This window comes from Sphingomonas sp. TDK1, assembly GCF_001650735.1.
Taxonomy (GTDB): Bacteria; Pseudomonadota; Alphaproteobacteria; order Sphingomonadales; family Sphingomonadaceae; genus Sphingomonas.
Genome location: NZ_LXVY01000003.1, coordinates 299,913 through 316,059 on the forward strand (window position 1 = coordinate 299,913; position 16,147 = coordinate 316,059).

Sequence of the window (16,147 nt, forward strand, 5' to 3'; positions counted from 1 at the left end):
CGGTGTGATCGGACGGCGGCCGGGACGCGGTCACATTGCCTTTCAGGCTTGCATTACAAGCCCCTGTCGCGATTCTCGCGCATCCCCGACACGTTAATGGTTAACTGCGCTCTCCGCGCGACCACCTATAGTTCTCAAATTTTGGGGGGCGTCCAACCGGATTGATGGCAATCGTTTCTATAAATTGTCTCAGGTGTTGCAGATGATCGGGCGAGGTGCCCGCCGCCGCCCGAGGATGCGTCATGGCATTTTTGAACTTGTGCGTTGCGCTGCTTCCAATGACCACCATACCGTCCACGCCGGTTACGTCCCCGCAGGCTCCGACCATCGCGGATGCTGCGGTGGCGCGGGCCGGCGAAACGGGTGACGATCCTGCCGACCGTCCGAAACCATCGCCCGACGAAGTCCGCGGCACGCACGTAGAATTGCGGAACGGGTCACCGGTCGTGGTCTTTTCCGACACTGGCTCGACCTTCCGGCCGCTGGCACAGGTGATCGTCGACGCGGAAACCACCACTGGTGCGCGGGACGCTGCCCGCAACCGCGGCGATCGCGGAGTGCGCGCCGCGCATATCGGCTTTGCCGGGACTGTCGCCAACAACGTGGTCTATCAGCTCGAAACCGAGTTCCAGTCGGGCTCCGCCGACATCCTATGGGCCTATGTGGGCTGGCGCGGCAAGCTTGCCGGGGTGGATGCCGATCTGCTCGCCGGAAATTTACAGAATGATCGCGGCGTAGAGGGCAGTTCTGGCGGCGAGGCGCTGCCATTCGCCGAGCCCAACTTCGTTGCCAGCGCGATCGCGCCCGATCGCGGCGGGTTCGGGTTCGGCGCGCAGGCGCGGTTGATCGGTGCCAGCTGGCACGCCTCGTTCGCCGTGACGGGCAACGATATCGATGCCGACCGGCCGCAAACCGGCGACCGCACCATCCTGGCGCGCGCGCACTGGAATCCGATCAAGCGCGAAGGCGCGATCGTGCACCTGGGCGGTTGGATGTTCGACGAGACGTTCAAGGGCGGCACGCGGACGCTGGGCGCCAATACCAATGTCGCACACGGGCTCAATCTGCAGACGATCCTGCCGTCGCCGCCCTTGGTCGGTGCGAGCGGCGATCACGGCGCTGGGATCGAGGCTGGCGCAGTGATCGGACCGGTGTGGGTGATGGGGGAAGCGGGCCGGCGGGGTATCGATCTGCCGCAGACGACCGCGCGCACAACCGCCAAAAGCCTTTCCGCTGGCTGGTTCCTGACCGGTGAAGCGCCGCCCTACGCGGCTGCCACGGGTGGCTTCGGCCGTCCGGTGGTTCAGCGCTCCGTTTTCCGCGGCGGCTCTGGGCAGGTGGAACTCACTGCGCGGTATGAAGATATCCGCTTCACCATGCCGGGGTTCCGGAACACCGGCTCGAGCGTGACCGGCGGCGTCAATTGGTATTTGAGCAGCCAGATGCGGCTGATGGGCAACGTCACTGCATGGCGCATGGCACCCGACCAGAAACTGACTGGCACCGGCACCCGTACAGATCGCGGCACCACCTTCGTACTACGCGTTCAAATTGTGCTTTAAAACCTGTCAGATAGGGTAAAATCATGTCCATCATCAGTCGCCTGAAGCTGTCAGGCAAGCTTATCGCCGCATTCGCTGCAGTCATCCTTATCGTCATCGCCTCTGGCTCCTATACCTATTGGTCGTTGAGCACGCTGGCGAAGATTTCCGAGTCCAACGCGAACAGCATCAAGATGGCGCAGGAAGGCGAGGCCATGCTGGGTGCCATCATCCAGCAGGAAAACGCGCTGCGCGGTTTTGCCATGCTTGGGCGTGACGAATTGCTCGACGAGTATAAAGGCAACATCGCGGCCTTCGAGAAGGCAGCCAAGAGCTTCGAGACCGGCAATCCGCTGGCGGACCAGCAGCAGCGGCTGCGCGATCTGCGGACGGAGGTGGGCGACCTCAACAATCGCCGCTTCGCCGAACTGATCACGCTCGCGCGCAATCCCGCCACCCGCGGCAAGGCACAGGAGATTTCAGGCCGGAAGCAGCTGCCGAAGGTGCGCGAGATCAGCGGCCAGATCCAGGAGCGTCAGCAGCAGGTGATGGCCGAACAGCGCGCGGCGATGACCGCCGCCAAGAACGGCGCGATGGCAGCGGTGATCATCGGCGCGCTCGGTGCCGTCGCGATCGCCGGTGCGATGGCCTGGCTGCTTGCCGGTGCAATCGTTCGGCCGCTGGTTGGGATGACGGGTGTGATGACCCGGCTCGCCGATGGGGACACGCAAGTGGATGTGCCTGCGGTCGATCGCACGGATGAAGTGGGCCAGATGGCGAAGGCGGTGCTCGTCTTCCGCGAAAATGCCCAGCAGAAGCGGATCGCTGATGCAGAGGCGGCCAAGGCGCTGGAGGAGCAGAATTTCGTCACCGAGACGATTTCGCAGAAGCTCGACATGGTTTCGCGTGGCGACCTGACCGCTTCCATCGCGGGCGAGTTCCCCAAAGCCTATGTGGTGCTTCGCGATAACTTCAACGAGGCGATCGCCAATCTCCGCGAGCTGATCGGTTCGGTGATCGAATCGACCGCCGCGATCAAGACCGGCTCGAACGAGATTGCCCAGGCCAGCGAGGATCTCGCCCGGCGTACCGAAGCGAATGCCGCCAGCCTGGAAGAAACCTCCGCCGCCATCACCCAGATGGACCAAAGGCTCAAGGCGACGGCAATCGCCGCCGGCAGCACGCTGACCCGCGCCGACGGCGCCATCTCCACCGTGTCGGGCGGCCGCACGATCGCCGACGAAGCGATGCAGGCGATGAACCGGGTTTCGGAGAGCGCCAAGGGCATCGACAGCGTGATCGAGGGCCTCGACAAGATCGCCTTCCAGACCCGCGTGCTTGCGATGAACGCCGCCGTGGAAGCTGGCCGCGCGGGTGAAGCCGGCCGCGGTTTCGCGGTCGTCGCCGATCTGGTGTCCGCTCTTGCGATGCGCGCCGAAGAGGAAGCCGGCCGAGCCCGCGACCAGCTGACCGCGACGCAGACCGACATCGGCGCGGCGGTCGGCATGGTCGAGCGTGTCGATGGGGCGCTCGCGAATATCAGCGGCGATGTCGGCGAGGTGCATGCGCTGCTCAGCAGCATGGCGGCAGACAACCAGGCCCAGGCCTCTGCGGTGACGCAGATCTCGGCTGCGATCGGCGCGATGGACACCGCGACTCAGCAGAATGCAGCGATGGTGGAGCAAACTTCGGCTGCCGCGCGGACGCTGAATTCGGAAGTCGTGACGCTGGCCAACCAGGCCGAGCGCTTCAGCATCGGCGGCCCTGGCGGCGGCCGACCAAGCCCGGCGCGCGGCAACTCCGCCGGCCCGGTGAGCTTCCGTCCCGCCAAGCCTGCGCCCGCCAAGGCCAGCCCCCTCCCAAGCGCGGACGAATGGACTACCTTCTGATATGCGGAAGCGTTGTGCGAAGACCGCGCAGGCCAGGACGCCCTGGCGGCGGGCTTCGCACAACGGGCCAGGCAGCACCGGCGGGCGTCAGCTCGCCGGTGCTGCTATGCTGCTATACGGTCGCACATGGTTGTCGTCGCCTCACCAGTTGCTTGTCATCGCGGTGGCGGAAGGCGCTCCGACACGGGCCTTCGCATGGAGGCCGCGCAGGTCGAGCGATTGCGGCCGACGGCGTCATCTTTTCCTTCGGCGGTCTGAAGCTCTGGGTCGGAGCGGGGTGAACTTTTGCTTTCGATGTGATATCGCTCCGTCGATGCGTGCGCTGCTTCCCTTCATTGCCTGCCTGATGGTGGTCCTCACCACCTGGTCGGGCATGGCGCATGCCGCAGAGCTGGCGGGCGGTAGTTTCGGGGCTGTCGCATTTACCCTCCACGCCCAAGGCGATGGTGACGAAGTACCGGCCGACGCCGACAAGGCGGTCCCGCATCATCACAGCATCTGCCACGGGCATGACGTGGGCACGCCTGCATTCGCGCAGGCTCGCTGGCTGCGCGCCGACACCGTCGCGGAGCCGCCGCTTGCGCGCATCGCGGTGCTTGCCAGCACCAAGGGCCTGGTGCGGCTGAGGCCCCCCCAAGCCTGACGACTCCGTCGGACGCCCGGGTGCGTCCGTTTCTGGACCTTCGTCAGGAGCAATTCCTTCATGAATCGACTTCTTGCGGCCGCAATGGTCGCGAGCGCCTGCGCCTCGTCGCTGCCGGCGCAAACCGGCACGTCCTCCGTTATTTCGGAGAGCGCTGCCGTTCTATCCCTCGAACAGGCGGTCGCCAGCGCCGGCGGAGCCGCCCCCGAGACCGAGGCTGCCGGCGCTGCCGTCGATGCCGCGCGGGCGAACCGCTCGGTTGCCGGTCTACGGCCCAACCCGGTGGCGCAAGGCCAGATCGAGAATGTCGCGGGCAGCGGCACCTATCGGGGGCTGCGCAGCGCCGAGACGACGGTTGGGCTGGCATTCCCTATCGAGCGTGGAGGCAAGCGTCGTGCACGGGTCGCTGTCGCCGATGCCCAGCTTTCCCGTGCCGAGATCGAGGCGGCGATCGCTGCCGTCGACATCCGGTTGCAGGTGACGCAGCTCTATGTCGAAGCCGTCGCGGCCGAGCGCAGGGTCGCCGCCGCGCAGGACCAGGCCCGGATCGCGGCAGAGGCTTTAAACGCCGCGCGCGTCCGCGTACGCGCCGGACGGGCATCACCGCTCGAGGCGCAGCGTGCCGATGTCGGGCGGATCAATGCCGAGGCGAACCTCACCCGCACACGCCGTCTGGCGGAGGCGGCGCGGGCCAATCTGGAGCGGAGGATCGGTCAGCCGGTTGTAGGGCTCGACGGGGCCGTGCTCGATCGCCTTCCTGCGGCTGATGCCCAAGGCCCGATCCTGCCCGCGAACCCGGCCGGCACGCTCGCGCTGGCGTCGGCCGAGGCCGATGTCTTGGTCGCCGATGCAGGCGTGCGGCTGGCCCGCGCCAATCGCGTGCCGGACCTGAACATCGGGCCCGCCGTGCGGCGGCTGGAGGCGACCAACGATCTCGCGGCGGTGTTCACCGTTTCGATGCCGATCCCGTTGTTCAGCAAGGGCGGTGCGGCGATCGCGCAGGCGACCGCGCAGCGGACGCAGGCAGATGCGGTGCGCCGCGTTCGCGCGCTCAATGTTGAGCAGGCGATCGTCGACGCGCAGGCCCAGGCCGACAACGCCGCGACCACCGCCCGCACCGCCGCCGGCCCTGCGCTGGAAGCGGCGCAGGAAGCCGCGCGGATCGCCCGCATCGGCTATCGCGAGGGCAAGTTCGGGCAGCTCGATCTGCTCGATGCCGAACGCAGCTTGGCCGAGACGCGGCTCGCCGCGATCGACGCGCTCGCCACCTATCAGATTGCCCGCGCGCAGCTGGAGCGGCTGACCGCCCGCGCGCCCAAGGGAGACATGCATTGACCCGACCTTTGTCGCTGGCCGGGACGCTGTCCCTCGCCATCCTGCTTGCCGCGTGCGGCGAGCGCTCAACGCCTTCCAACACCACCGAGGCCGCCAAGCCTTTGGCCGATCCCGCGGCGAAGGACCAGGTGGTGTTGACCGCCGAGCAGATCGCGGCGGCGGGCGTCCAGCTCGGCCGGCCGTCGATCGGCGGCGCGGGTACGATCGAGCTTCCCGCGATCGTCGAGGGCGATCCGCAGGCAACGCAAATCGTCTCGGCGGCCATTGCCGGCCGCGTCGTCGCGCTCCGCCGCAACCTCGGCCAGACGGTGGGGCGGGGCGAGACGATCGCGGTGATCGAAAGCCGCGAGGCGGCGCAGATCAAGGGCGAGGTACAGGCGGCGCGCGCGCGGCTCGGCCTTGCCACCGCGACTCTCGCCCGCGAGCAGCGGCTGTTCGCCGAGCGGGTCTCGCCCGAACAGGATCTGATCGCGGCGCGCACCGCCGCGGCCGAGGCGCGGATCGCGCTCGCCCAGGCGCAGAGCATGGTCTCCGCCGCCGGTATGGGGGGCGGGGGGCTCAACCGCATCGGCATCGCCGCGCCGATCGGCGGCCAGGTGATCGCAAGGACTGTCACGCTGGGGCAGACGGTGGCGGCCGATGCCGAGCTCTACCGCATCGCCAATCTCGCCCAGGTCGCGATCGCCTTCAGCCTGAAGCCGGAGGATGCGAGCCGGGTCCGCGCCGGCAGCGCGGTGACGGTGAAGGCCGCGGGCCGCGAAGCGGTGGCCAGGCTCCACTTCGTCTCGCCTGCGCTCGACGCGCAGACCCGGCTGGTGCCGGCGATCGCGATGCTCGACAATCGGTCCGGCCAATGGCGAGTGGGCGAGCCCGTCACCGCCTCGGTTCCGCTCGCGGGCAGCGGCGGCGGGCAGGCGATCCGCGTCCCCACCACCGCGGTGCAGACCGACGAAGGCCGATCGGTGGTGTTCGTGCGCACGCCGACCGGCTTTCGCGCGACGCCGGTACAGCTCGGCGATGCCGCCGGGGCGACGGTGATCGTCCGCGCCGGGCTTACCGGGCAGGAGCAGATCGCGACCACCGGCAGCTTCACGCTCAAGGCCGAGCTCGGCAAGAGCGAAGCGGTGGAGGACTGAGCCATGATCGCCCGCATCGTCTCCTGGGCGGTCGAGAAGCGCTGGCTCGTCCTGCTGCTCACCGTTCTCGCCGCCGCCATCGGCGCCTACTCCCTGTACCGGCTGCCGATCGACGCGGTGCCGGACATCACCAACAACCAGGTGCAGATCAACGTCCGCGCGCCCGCGCTGTCCCCCGAACTGGTCGAGAAGCAGGTCGCCTTTCCGATCGAGACCGCGCTCGCCGGAACGCCGGGGCTGCAATATACCCGCTCGCTTAGCCGCAACGGCTTCGCGCAGATCACCGCGGTCTTCTCGGACGGGACCGACATCTATTTCGCCCGCCAGCAGGTGGGGGAGCGACTGCAGGGCGTCGCCGAAAGCCTGCCGGCGGGTGTCAACCCGGAACTGGGGCCGATCGCCACCGGGCTCGGCGAGGTGTATATGTACACCGTCCGCCTCCAGCACCGCGAGGACGACACCCACAAGCCCGGCGAGCCGGGCCAGCAGCCCGACGGCAGCTACATCACCCCCGAGGGCGAAAGGCTGACGACCGAGGCCGAGAAGGCGACCTATCTGCGCACCGCGCAGGACTGGATCGTGACGCCACTGCTCAAGACCGTGCCGGGCGTCGCCGGGGTCGATTCGATCGGCGGCTATGCCAAGCAGTTCCTCGTCGTACCCGACGTGCAGAAGCTTGCGTCGCTCGGCATCACGCTGACCGAACTCGGCACCGCGCTGGAGCGCAACAACAGCAGTGTCGGCGGGGGCTTCGTCGATCGCAACGGCGAGGGGCTGGCGGTCCGTTCCGATGCGCTGCTCCGCAACACTGCCGAGCTGGGGCGGACGGTGATCGCCACGCGCGGCGGGGTGCCGATCGCGCTCGACCAAGTCGCCAGCGTTCGCGCCGGCCAGGCGATCCGCATGGGATCGGCCTCCGAGAACGGCACCGAGGTGGTGGTCGGCACCGCGATCATGCGGATCGGCGAGAACAGCCGGCTCGTCGCAACCGCCGTCGCGGACAAGCTCAAGGCGATCAACGCGTCGCTGCCGCCCGACGTGGTGGTGCAGCCGGTGCTCAACCGCACCGCGCTGGTCAATGCGACGATCGGCACCGTGGCGAAAAATCTGGGCGAGGGCGCGGTGCTCGTCATCGTCGTGCTGTTCCTGTTGCTCGGCAATGTCCGCGCGGCGCTGATCGCGGCGCTGGTCATCCCGATCACCATGGCGCTGACCGGGTTCGGGATGCTGCGCGCGGGCGTGTCGGCCAATCTGATGAGCCTGGGCGCGCTCGATTTCGGGCTGATCGTCGACGGTGCGGTCATCATCGTCGAGAATGCGCTGCGCCGGCTGGCGGAGGCGCAGCATCGCGAAGGCCGGCTGCTGACGCTGCCGGAACGGCTGGAGGCGGTGGCGGCTGCCGCGCGCGAGATGATCCGGCCCTCGGTCTATGGCCAGGCGATCATCCTCCTCGTCTATGTGCCGTTGCTCACGCTTACCGGCGTCGAGGGCAAGACCTTCGTGCCGATGGCGCTCACCGTCATCATCGCGCTGGCCTGCGCCTTCGTGCTGTCGCTGACCTTCGTGCCGGCGATGATCGCGATCTGGCTGTCGCGCAAGGTGGAGGAGCAGGACGGGCGGATCGTCGGCTGGCTCAAGCGGCGCTACCAGCCGGGGCTCGACCGGGCGATGCAGCGGCCGACGGTGACGATCGGCGCCGCGCTCGCCAGCCTCGTGCTGGCCGCGGGCGCCTTCACCTCGCTGGGGCAGGTGTTCCTGCCGCAGCTCGACGAGGGCGACCTGCTCATTCAGGCGTTGCGCATCCCGGCGACCTCCGTCCAGCAGAGCCAGGCGATGCAGGTGCCGATCGAGCGGATGCTGTCGCAGCAGCCCGAGATACGGTTCGTCTTCTCCAAGACCGGCACCGCCGAGCTCGCCTCGGATCCGATGCCGCCCAACGCCACCGACATGTTCGTGATCCTCAAGCCGCGCGCGGCCTGGCCCGATCCGGCGCTGACCAAGGAGGCGCTGGTGGCGCGGATCGAGCAGCGGCTGGCGGCGATTCCGGGCAATGCCTATGAGATCACCCAGCCGATCCAGATGCGCTTCAACGAACTGATCGCCGGCGTGCGCGGCGACATCGCGGTGAAGGTGTTCGGCGACGATTTCGACCAGATGACCCGCACCGCCGAGCAGATCGCTGGTATCCTGCGGGCGACCAAGGGGGCGGTGGACGTCAAGGTCGAGCAGACCGGCGGGCTGCCCATGCTCGACATCCACGTCAACCGGGATGCGATGGCCCGGCTCGGCGTGACCGCGCAGGACGTACAGGAGGTCATCGGCGCGACCTTGGGCGGACGCACCGCCGGCACGATCTATGAAGGCGATCGGCGCTTCCCGGTGGTGATCCGGCTGTCCGAAGCGCAGCGCGCGGATTTCGGCGCGTTGCAGCAGCTGCAGGTGCCGATCGCGGGCGGCAGGTTCGCGCCGTTGTCCAGCGTCGCCGAGATCCGGATCGTCGACGGGCCGAACCAGATCAGCCGCGAGAATGGCAAGCGGCGGGTGGTCGTCCAGGCGAATGTCCGCGGGCGCGACGTCGGCAGCGTGGTGGCGGAGGCACAGGGCGCCATTGCCGCCAAGGTACGGCTGCCGGCCGGCACCTATCTGGAATGGGGCGGCCAGTTCGAGAACCTGCAATCGGCGAGCGCAAGGCTGACGCTGGTGATCCCGGGGTGTTTCGTCCTCATCCTGCTCCTCCTGTACGGTGCGCTCAGGTCGGTGCGGGATGCGGCGATCGTGTTCACCGGCGTGCCGTTCGCGCTGGTCGGCGGCGTGCTGCTGCTATTCGTGCGGGGCATGGACTTCTCGATCTCGGCGGCGGTGGGGTTCATCGCGCTGTCCGGTATCGCGGTGCTCAACGGCTTGGTCATGGTCAGCTCGATCCAGGACCTGATCCGCGACGGCGTGGAGCGCGCCGAGGCCGCGCACCTCGGCGCGATGCAGCGGCTGCGGCCGGTGGCGATGACCGCGCTCGTTGCCAGTCTCGGCTTCGTGCCGATGGCGCTCGGCCACGGTGCGGGGGCAGAGGTGCAGAAGCCGCTCGCCACGGTGGTGATCGGCGGCCTCGTCTCGGCAACGCTGCTCACCCTGTTCGTGCTGCCGACCCTTTATGCCAGATTTGGTCAGCGAACGATCGGGGAGGGCGAGCAAGTTCGCAGCCATGAAGCGCCGCACGAGATGCTGGCATGATCGCCCCCTTGCGACGAGGGTGCTCGCCGCGCCACCACCCGACGACCAAGCAGCCAAGCAAGCGCAACGCATCTGGTGGCAAGGCAGGACTAGAAGCGGTAGCTGGTGCCGATCCGTACCGTGCGTGGTTGCTGTGGCGTGCGCTGGTTCCCGTCGCCCACCGTCAAGGGGTTGCCGAGCGAAAAGCGGTTGGCGCGGCCGTTCAGCAGGTTGGCGGCGTCGAGCGTTAGCGTGAAAGGCCCCTTGGACCATGCGACCCCGGCACTGAGCTCGGCGAAATTACCCTGCGGTATGTGCAGATCGCCCACGCCGAGCCAGGAGCGGCCGACATAGCGCGCGGTGCCGCGCACGAGCAGCCGGCTTCCCCCGTTGAGCGTCCATTGCCTTTCGGCCGCGCCGCGCAGGGTGACCGCCGGCGTGTTCGGCAAGGCCTGGAGCGCTGCGCGTTCAAAACCCGGCGCCGGGCGATCGAGCACGGCGCGCGTAAGGAACAGCGTCGCCGTCAGGCGCAGGCTGGAGGGCGCATGCCATTGAAGATTGGCCTCTACCGCTGCAATCCGCCCGCTGCCGACATTCGCGGTGACCGCACCTGCGGGGCTTTGAAGATCGGCCTGGATGTGCCGCCAGTCGGTGGTCGACAGGGCCAGGCTGCCAGAGAGTCCGTCGCGGCCTTCGCCAAGGCGAAGGCCCGCCTCGATCGCATCCAGGGAATCTGGTCGGTAAACGGTGAAATCGGCGTCGGTCGTTGGAGAAGAGTCGAGGGGTGACAGCGCGTTCAGTACATAACCGCCGAGACGATAGCCCCGCTGATAGCGCAGATAGGCGGTGACCCGCGGCGTCGCCGCCCAGCTGAGCGCGGCACTGGGCAGGAAGCGGACATTGCCGGTGCCGGGCACGTCGATCGTCTCCAGCGACTGATCGCCGTCGGGCAGGATATTGGTACCCTGAAGATCGGTATAGGCTGCGCGGGCGCCCAGCGTAGCGTTCAGCCCAGCAAGGATGCGAAAGGTTGCCTCGCCGAACAGGGCCACATCGGTCGCGCGATTGCCGACGCCGCGGAAGGGTTGGCTGGCACCGGCGATCCGTGACGACTGTGTCATACGGTCGTCGCTCAAGGTGCCATAGGCGCCGAGTACCAGCCCGGTACCGTCTTCGTGGTTGCGGGCGAGCCGCACTTCGCCGTTATAAACCCGCACGCGAGTATCGGTGGCAAGGCCGGAAGCGGCGGGATCGCCGATGCTGGTCGCGTCGTAGAGCGTGGTGAGGTGGTTCTCGATTGCCGAGAAAGCGGCGGTGAGCATCTGCCCATCGGCCCACCGGTGCGTCGCGGTGGCATAGGCGAGACGGAAGTCGTTGAGCGCCGGCTGAGCGATCGCGGCAGCGCGCGAAAGCGGTAGCTGGTCGGCTTCGCTATACTGTCCATCGGCGTGGTAGAGGCGCTGGTAGACGGCGCCGAGATCGACGGTCCAGTCGTTGCCGGCACGGAGACGGAGCGTCGCGCGGCCGCCGGCGAGGTCGCTGCGATTGGTGTTGCGCCGCTTTCGCGCGACATCGTCGATATAGCCGGGCTCGCGGCCGCCATAGCCGACCAGTCGCAGCGCAATGCGATCGCCTAGAGGGGCGTTCAACATCGCCATCGCGTCGCCGCCGACCCCACCATGCGCGGTTGCGGAGGCGCCGGCGGAGACTTCGCCTTCCCAAACGCCCTGCTTGGGCGCGCGCGGCGTGATGCGAATGATGCCGCCCAGCGCGCCGGCACCGTAGAGCGTGCCCTGCGGCCCTTCGAGCAGCTCTACTCGCGCCATGTCGTACAGCGCGAGATTGGGGTCGGGCGCGCTGTAGTTGAGCTGCACGTCGCCCAGATATTGGCCTACCGTCGCCTGGCTGGCACCGGTGAAGCTGCTGTCGGCCACGCCGCGAACGAACAGCTTCTCGCGTCCAGGGCCGAGATGGGTCGCGCTCAGCATCGGCAGCGCGGCGACGATCGCCCGGCTGTCGCGGGCGAGGCCGGCGCCCAGGGACAGCGTGTCGGCGTCTACCACCCAGGCCGATCCCGGATAGCGGCGCAGGGTCGCCCCGCTTTTGGTGGCCGTCACGACGATCTCGGCGGGAGCCGGCGAGGATGGCGGCGGCGGGGGCAACCGTGCCGGCACAGGGCGAGGGGGCGGCGGGGCGCTCCGTACCCGTTCGATGCGGTAGAGCGCCTGCGAGACGCATATTGCATGCAGGCCGCTGCCGTGCAGGACGCGGGCGAGCGCTTCTTCCACCGACATCCGACCCTCCACCGGCTCCGCGAGCCGCCGTTGGGCGAGGGTTGGATCGGTGGTGGCGATGCTGACCCCGGCTTGGCTGCCGATCGCGATGATGGCTTTGGTGAGAGGCCCGGCAGGGATGCGGAAGCCGTAGCGCACCTCGTTGCCTTGCCTGCCGCCGCCATGCGCCGCCGCCGCCGGCCCGGCGATGAGCGCGGCGGCAACGACCCAGCCGGCGAAGTTCCGGAGGATGCGCGACGTCTCCTTCATGCAGGGGAGATACCGATCACGGGGCGGGAACGAGCCTCCGATCGCCGTCGCGCTTGTCGACGCGGATCGGCAGCAACGCCTCGATCTGGCGGTCCAAGCTCGCCGGATCGCCGATGGTCAGCACGCCGCTTACCCGCAAACCGCGAAGCGCGGGGGCAACTCGCACAGGCGTGCCGGTATAGCGCTGAAGGTCGCGGGCGAGATCGTCGATCGTGCTGTCTGCATAGACCAGCCGCCCCTGCGCCCAGGCGAGCGCATTGTCGGGCTCGATCGGACCTACGCGATCTGCAGTCGCGCCTGCCGGCCGCAGCAGGCCGGTGCCGGCCGGCAGCCGGGTGGTCGTCTGGCTGTCCTGCGCGGACGACACCGCGACCAGCCCGCGACGGACGGAGACGCCGAATGCGCCGCCCTGGTTTAGCACGTCGAATTCGGTGCCGAGCACCCGCACTTCGCGGCCCGCCGCCGCGACCGTGAAGGGGCGCGCGGGTTCGTGATGGACGTCGAAGATGGCTTCGCCCGAACGGAGCTCGGCCGTCCGCGCCTTGTCGCCCAGCTTCACCACGATCTCGGTATTGCGGTTGAGCGTCAGCAGCGATCCGTCCGCCAGTGCGACAACTCGGGTGCCGCTACCATCCGTGCGGTAGGTCTGCGCCGCGGGGCCGGTCCAATGGGACAGTTGCGGCAGCGCTACGATGCCGGCGACCGCTGCGGCAGCTGCGGCCGATACGGGGAGCCACCAGCGCGATTTGGACCGCCTGTCGGCACGATGTGCTTCGAGCGAAACGACGGCCGGGTCGGCATCCGGGGCAGGATCGGCATCGTTGGCAGCGGCAGGGGCCAGCGGCGGCAGTGCCTCGGCTGCGATCCACAGGTGCTCGACCCGGGCATAGGCCTTCGCGTTCGCGGGGTCAGCCTCCATCCAGGCGAGATGGTCGAGCCAGGTCTGCTCGTCCTCGCAATCCTGCAGTCGGACAAACCATTCGACTGCCACTTCTTCCGGGTCTGCCCGTGTCATATGTTTTCCGCCCCATGGAATGCATGCCCCTGCATCTCGTTCGACGAAATCATCGCCGTCGCGCCGCACGCGCCGATCGCCTGTGCCCACGTCATCGGCCAAGCTTCGTCATCAGGTGGCGCAGCGCGCGCATCATGTGTTTTTCGATCAGGCTGCGCGAAACGCCCATGCGCTCCGCCACTTCGGCGTGCGACAGACCTTCCAGCTTGTGCAGCCGGAAACTGCGCTGAACGCCCTCGGGCAGCTCCGCAAGCGCCGCCTCCATCCGTCGCACCTGATCGCGCGCGATCAGCGCCTCGTCGGCGGCGACGGTGTCGCTCACGTCTTCGCCGCTGGGGGCGATAACGTGGTGGCTGTCCCGCCACGCATGGTCGCGGGCGGCGCGCGCGCGGTTTTGCCGCAGCCGGTCCAGCATGAGGTTGTTGCCCAGCCGGTAGAGATAGCCCGCAGGCGTGCGAACCTCCTCCGGCTCGGGAAGTCCGGCGATACGGACGAAGATTTCCTGAACGATTTCCTCCGCCTCGGCGTCACCTACCCGACGGGCGAAATAGCGTTGCAGTGCCGCTCGCCGGGCGAGGAACGCCGCGACCAGCGGGGAGGAATTGGACATGGACCGGATTCGCACCTTTCCGCCTGGGCCGGGACTATCATGCTTGCGCATAGATGCGGCAGCGGCGGGCGCCAAGTACGGTGGGATGCGGGGGGGCGCGATCTCTCGTTGCAGTCGCAAGGCTCAATATCCCATCAAGCGATGAACGGTGGCCAGCAGGAGCCAGCCGATCGTTGCGAACAGGGCCCAGGAACTGAGGCCTGCGAGGGTGAGGATCGCCAGGCGGGCCCGGCGGGAGAGTTTCGCTTCCGCGGGGGCAAGGTGCGCCAGGTCTTCCGGCTCTGGGGCGCCCAGGGACCGCAGCGGATGGCTGCACGTCCAGCGCTCGGCACCGCATTTCCAGTCGGGTTTGATTTCATATCGCACGGGTCCGCTCCGCCTCTGCCGCCGCGATGTGCGGCGACGGCCTGGTCGGGGAAAGGTTGGCGCCCGCCCACGGGAGGCACGGGCGGGCGCCCGCCTCAGCGCTTGGGCGAGGCGACCGGCGGCTTCGCCTTGTCCTGCTTGGCCGGCTTGTGCGGCTTGGGCAGGTGCGACGGGGGAACCGCTTTGTTCGTGGTTGCCGCTGGCTTGATCGACTGCGCCATTGCAGGCGAAACCAGGCCGGCGGCAAGCACTGCGGCGGCGAACGTCCATCCGGTAAACTTCATGGCAAACCCTTCTTTCTGAACTGGGAGCACGCTTGCATTGGCGTGTCCGAATCCTTGACGGAGTGGTCGTTCGGGTACCGCAACCACCTTTGAAGTTTTTTTTGCGTGCCGTGCGTGTGCTCGCCTTCGCGCAGGCTCGCGTGCGCCAGCATCTGTGTGCTTCCTGTGAGGCGCGCCGCGATTAGGACGGCGGGGGCGGGCGGGGGATATCGCGACCGCTATCTCGATCTGCCCGGCGATGGCGGCAAGCGTTCGTCACCCTGCTCGGCGCGCAGGGCGGCATCGCGGGCAACGCAATTGATCGGCGCATCGCTGCCGACGAAAAAAAATCGAATGCAGCTTTGCGGTGGTCTCGCCGGGTCTTCGTCAACGGATCGAAGGCTCGCGACGCAGCGAGTGGTGCTTCAAGACAAGGTGAATGCATGAACGTGACGTATAAGCGTATGATCGGTGTGGCAGTATTCGGGGCGGGCCTCGGCATGATTGCCCCCGCATCGGCCCAGAACGCCGCGCCGGGCCCGTATGTCGTCGGCCGTATTGGCTCGCAGGTCGATTCTGACCTGAAGTTCAAGGGCAAGGACTTGCGGCCACTGTCCACTGTGCCCCGCGATGTCGACATGCGGGCAGGCAAGTCTTTCGAAGGCGGCTTGGGCTATGACTTCGGCAATTTCCGCCTGGAAAGCACGATCGGCTATACCGCCGCAAACGTCGATGCCGGCGCGCTCAACAGCCGCGGGCTGGTCACCAGCGGCCGGACCAAGACGCTGAGCATCGGCGTGGCCGGTTATTACGACATCGACACCGGCACCCGACTTCGTCCATTCGTGGGCGGCGGCATCGACGCGGTCCGTGTTACCGAGCGATTCTCCCGCCTTTCGTCGACCACCGGCCAAGGCAGCACCATGGCCGGGCGCGATTGGGGCTTCCGCTGGCATGCCGATGCTGGCATCGGCTACGCGCTAACCGGGAAGACCACCGTCGAGCTCGCCGCCCGCTATGCGCAGAGTTCGGGCCTGAGCATCCCGGGCCGCATCCCGCTGTCCGCAGGTGGCAGTGCTGCCAACACCTATAAGCCGAAGCTTTCGGCTACCTCGATCACCGTCGGATTGCGCCAGCGCTTCTGACGGTGGGGGCCGGCGGTTACGAGTCCCCCTGTATCGACCGTCGGCCCCAAATACTGGTGCCGCTGCGCTTTCCCGGTCAGCATTGCGATGCCAGTGGCGAATGACGGCGGCTGCCCCCATTCCTATTGCTCTGCTTGTTCCCGGTGGATGCTGAATCGACAAAGAAAGCAGCATTGATGGACATGGCCCTGAACAGGCTGCCGTTCGGGCAACTGTGATGGTCAGGCGAGCGTGATAGGCTGTCGTTTACGGATCATGGCGTTGAGGATGACGAGAAGTTGTCTTGCGACGGCGATGAGGATGGTCTTGGGTGATTTGCCCTTGGCGCGCATCCTGTCGCGCATGGCGGTGAGGGCAGGAATGCGGCGTGAGGTATTGAGCGCGGCGATGTAGAGCGCCTCGCGGACCTTGCGTCGCCCGCCCCAGATGCGGCGGGTACCGCGCCAGGATCCGC

12 protein-coding genes and 1 pseudogene are annotated in these 16,147 nt (G+C 67.8%); 7 read left to right on the forward strand and 6 right to left on the reverse strand.

Annotated features, from left to right (window positions below; genetic code table 11):
- Positions 1-242 precede the first annotated feature (242 nt).
- The 6 genes from A7X12_RS03545 to A7X12_RS03570 all read left to right on the forward strand — a co-directional run bounded on the left by A7X12_RS03545 (position 243) and on the right by A7X12_RS03570 (position 9,772).
- Entirely contained in the window at positions 243-1,562 is a 1,320-nt protein-coding gene (locus A7X12_RS03545) for an OprO/OprP family phosphate-selective porin (protein ID WP_084445032.1), read from the forward strand.
- A 23-nt stretch (positions 1,563-1,585) separates the two neighbouring features.
- On the forward strand, positions 1,586-3,430 hold the full coding sequence (locus A7X12_RS03550; protein ID WP_064310240.1) for a HAMP domain-containing methyl-accepting chemotaxis protein: 1,845 nt from the start codon (positions 1,586-1,588) through the stop codon (positions 3,428-3,430).
- 313 nt (positions 3,431-3,743) lie between these two features.
- Positions 3,744-4,073, forward strand: a complete 330-nt coding sequence (locus A7X12_RS03555; RefSeq protein ID WP_157105491.1) for a hypothetical protein — start codon at positions 3,744-3,746, stop codon at positions 4,071-4,073.
- Between the two features lie 60 nt (positions 4,074-4,133).
- The gene (locus A7X12_RS03560; RefSeq protein WP_064310241.1) at positions 4,134-5,408 is read left to right on the forward strand and encodes a TolC family protein; all 1,275 of its coding nucleotides are present in this window, start codon (positions 4,134-4,136) and stop codon (positions 5,406-5,408) included.
- Positions 5,405-6,544 (forward strand): efflux RND transporter periplasmic adaptor subunit, encoded by a 1,140-nt coding sequence (locus tag A7X12_RS03565; RefSeq protein WP_064310242.1) that lies wholly within the window; start codon positions 5,405-5,407, stop codon positions 6,542-6,544. The genes A7X12_RS03560 and A7X12_RS03565 overlap by 4 nt, the downstream gene beginning before the upstream one ends.
- 3 nt (positions 6,545-6,547) lie before the next feature.
- Entirely contained in the window at positions 6,548-9,772 is a 3,225-nt protein-coding gene (locus A7X12_RS03570) for an efflux RND transporter permease subunit (RefSeq protein ID WP_064310243.1), read from the forward strand.
- Between the two features lie 89 nt (positions 9,773-9,861).
- Here the strand turns inward: A7X12_RS03570 and A7X12_RS03575 are convergent, their stop codons facing one another.
- The 5 genes from A7X12_RS03575 to A7X12_RS03595 all read right to left on the reverse strand — a co-directional run bounded on the left by A7X12_RS03575 (position 9,862) and on the right by A7X12_RS03595 (position 14,569).
- Positions 9,862-12,294: a TonB-dependent receptor domain-containing protein gene (locus A7X12_RS03575; protein WP_084445036.1), complete on the reverse strand. Its 2,433-nt coding sequence runs from the start codon at positions 12,292-12,294 to the stop codon at positions 9,862-9,864.
- Positions 12,295-12,310: 16 nt separating this feature from the next.
- A complete protein-coding gene (locus A7X12_RS03580) occupies positions 12,311-13,309 on the reverse strand; it encodes a FecR family protein (RefSeq protein WP_064310244.1) in 999 nt (332 codons plus the stop codon).
- A 91-nt stretch (positions 13,310-13,400) separates the two neighbouring features.
- Positions 13,401-13,919, reverse strand: a complete 519-nt coding sequence (locus A7X12_RS03585; protein WP_064310245.1) for an RNA polymerase sigma factor — start codon at positions 13,917-13,919, stop codon at positions 13,401-13,403.
- A 123-nt stretch (positions 13,920-14,042) separates the two neighbouring features.
- On the reverse strand, positions 14,043-14,285 hold the full coding sequence (locus A7X12_RS03590) for a hypothetical protein (RefSeq protein WP_064310246.1): 243 nt from the start codon (positions 14,283-14,285) through the stop codon (positions 14,043-14,045).
- Positions 14,286-14,380: 95 nt separating this feature from the next.
- Positions 14,381-14,569, reverse strand: coding sequence for a hypothetical protein (locus A7X12_RS03595; protein ID WP_064310247.1), 189 nt, complete (start codon positions 14,567-14,569; stop codon positions 14,381-14,383).
- A 422-nt stretch (positions 14,570-14,991) separates the two neighbouring features.
- Here A7X12_RS03595 and A7X12_RS03600 point away from each other — a divergent pair, with 422 nt between their 5' ends.
- A complete protein-coding gene (locus tag A7X12_RS03600; protein WP_084445040.1) occupies positions 14,992-15,693 on the forward strand; it encodes an outer membrane protein in 702 nt (233 codons plus the stop codon).
- Positions 15,694-15,914: 221 nt separating this feature from the next.
- On the opposite strand, the pseudogene A7X12_RS25855 reads toward A7X12_RS03600, so the two are convergent.
- Positions 15,915-16,147, reverse strand: a pseudogene (locus tag A7X12_RS25855) (hypothetical protein); the annotation flags it as partial.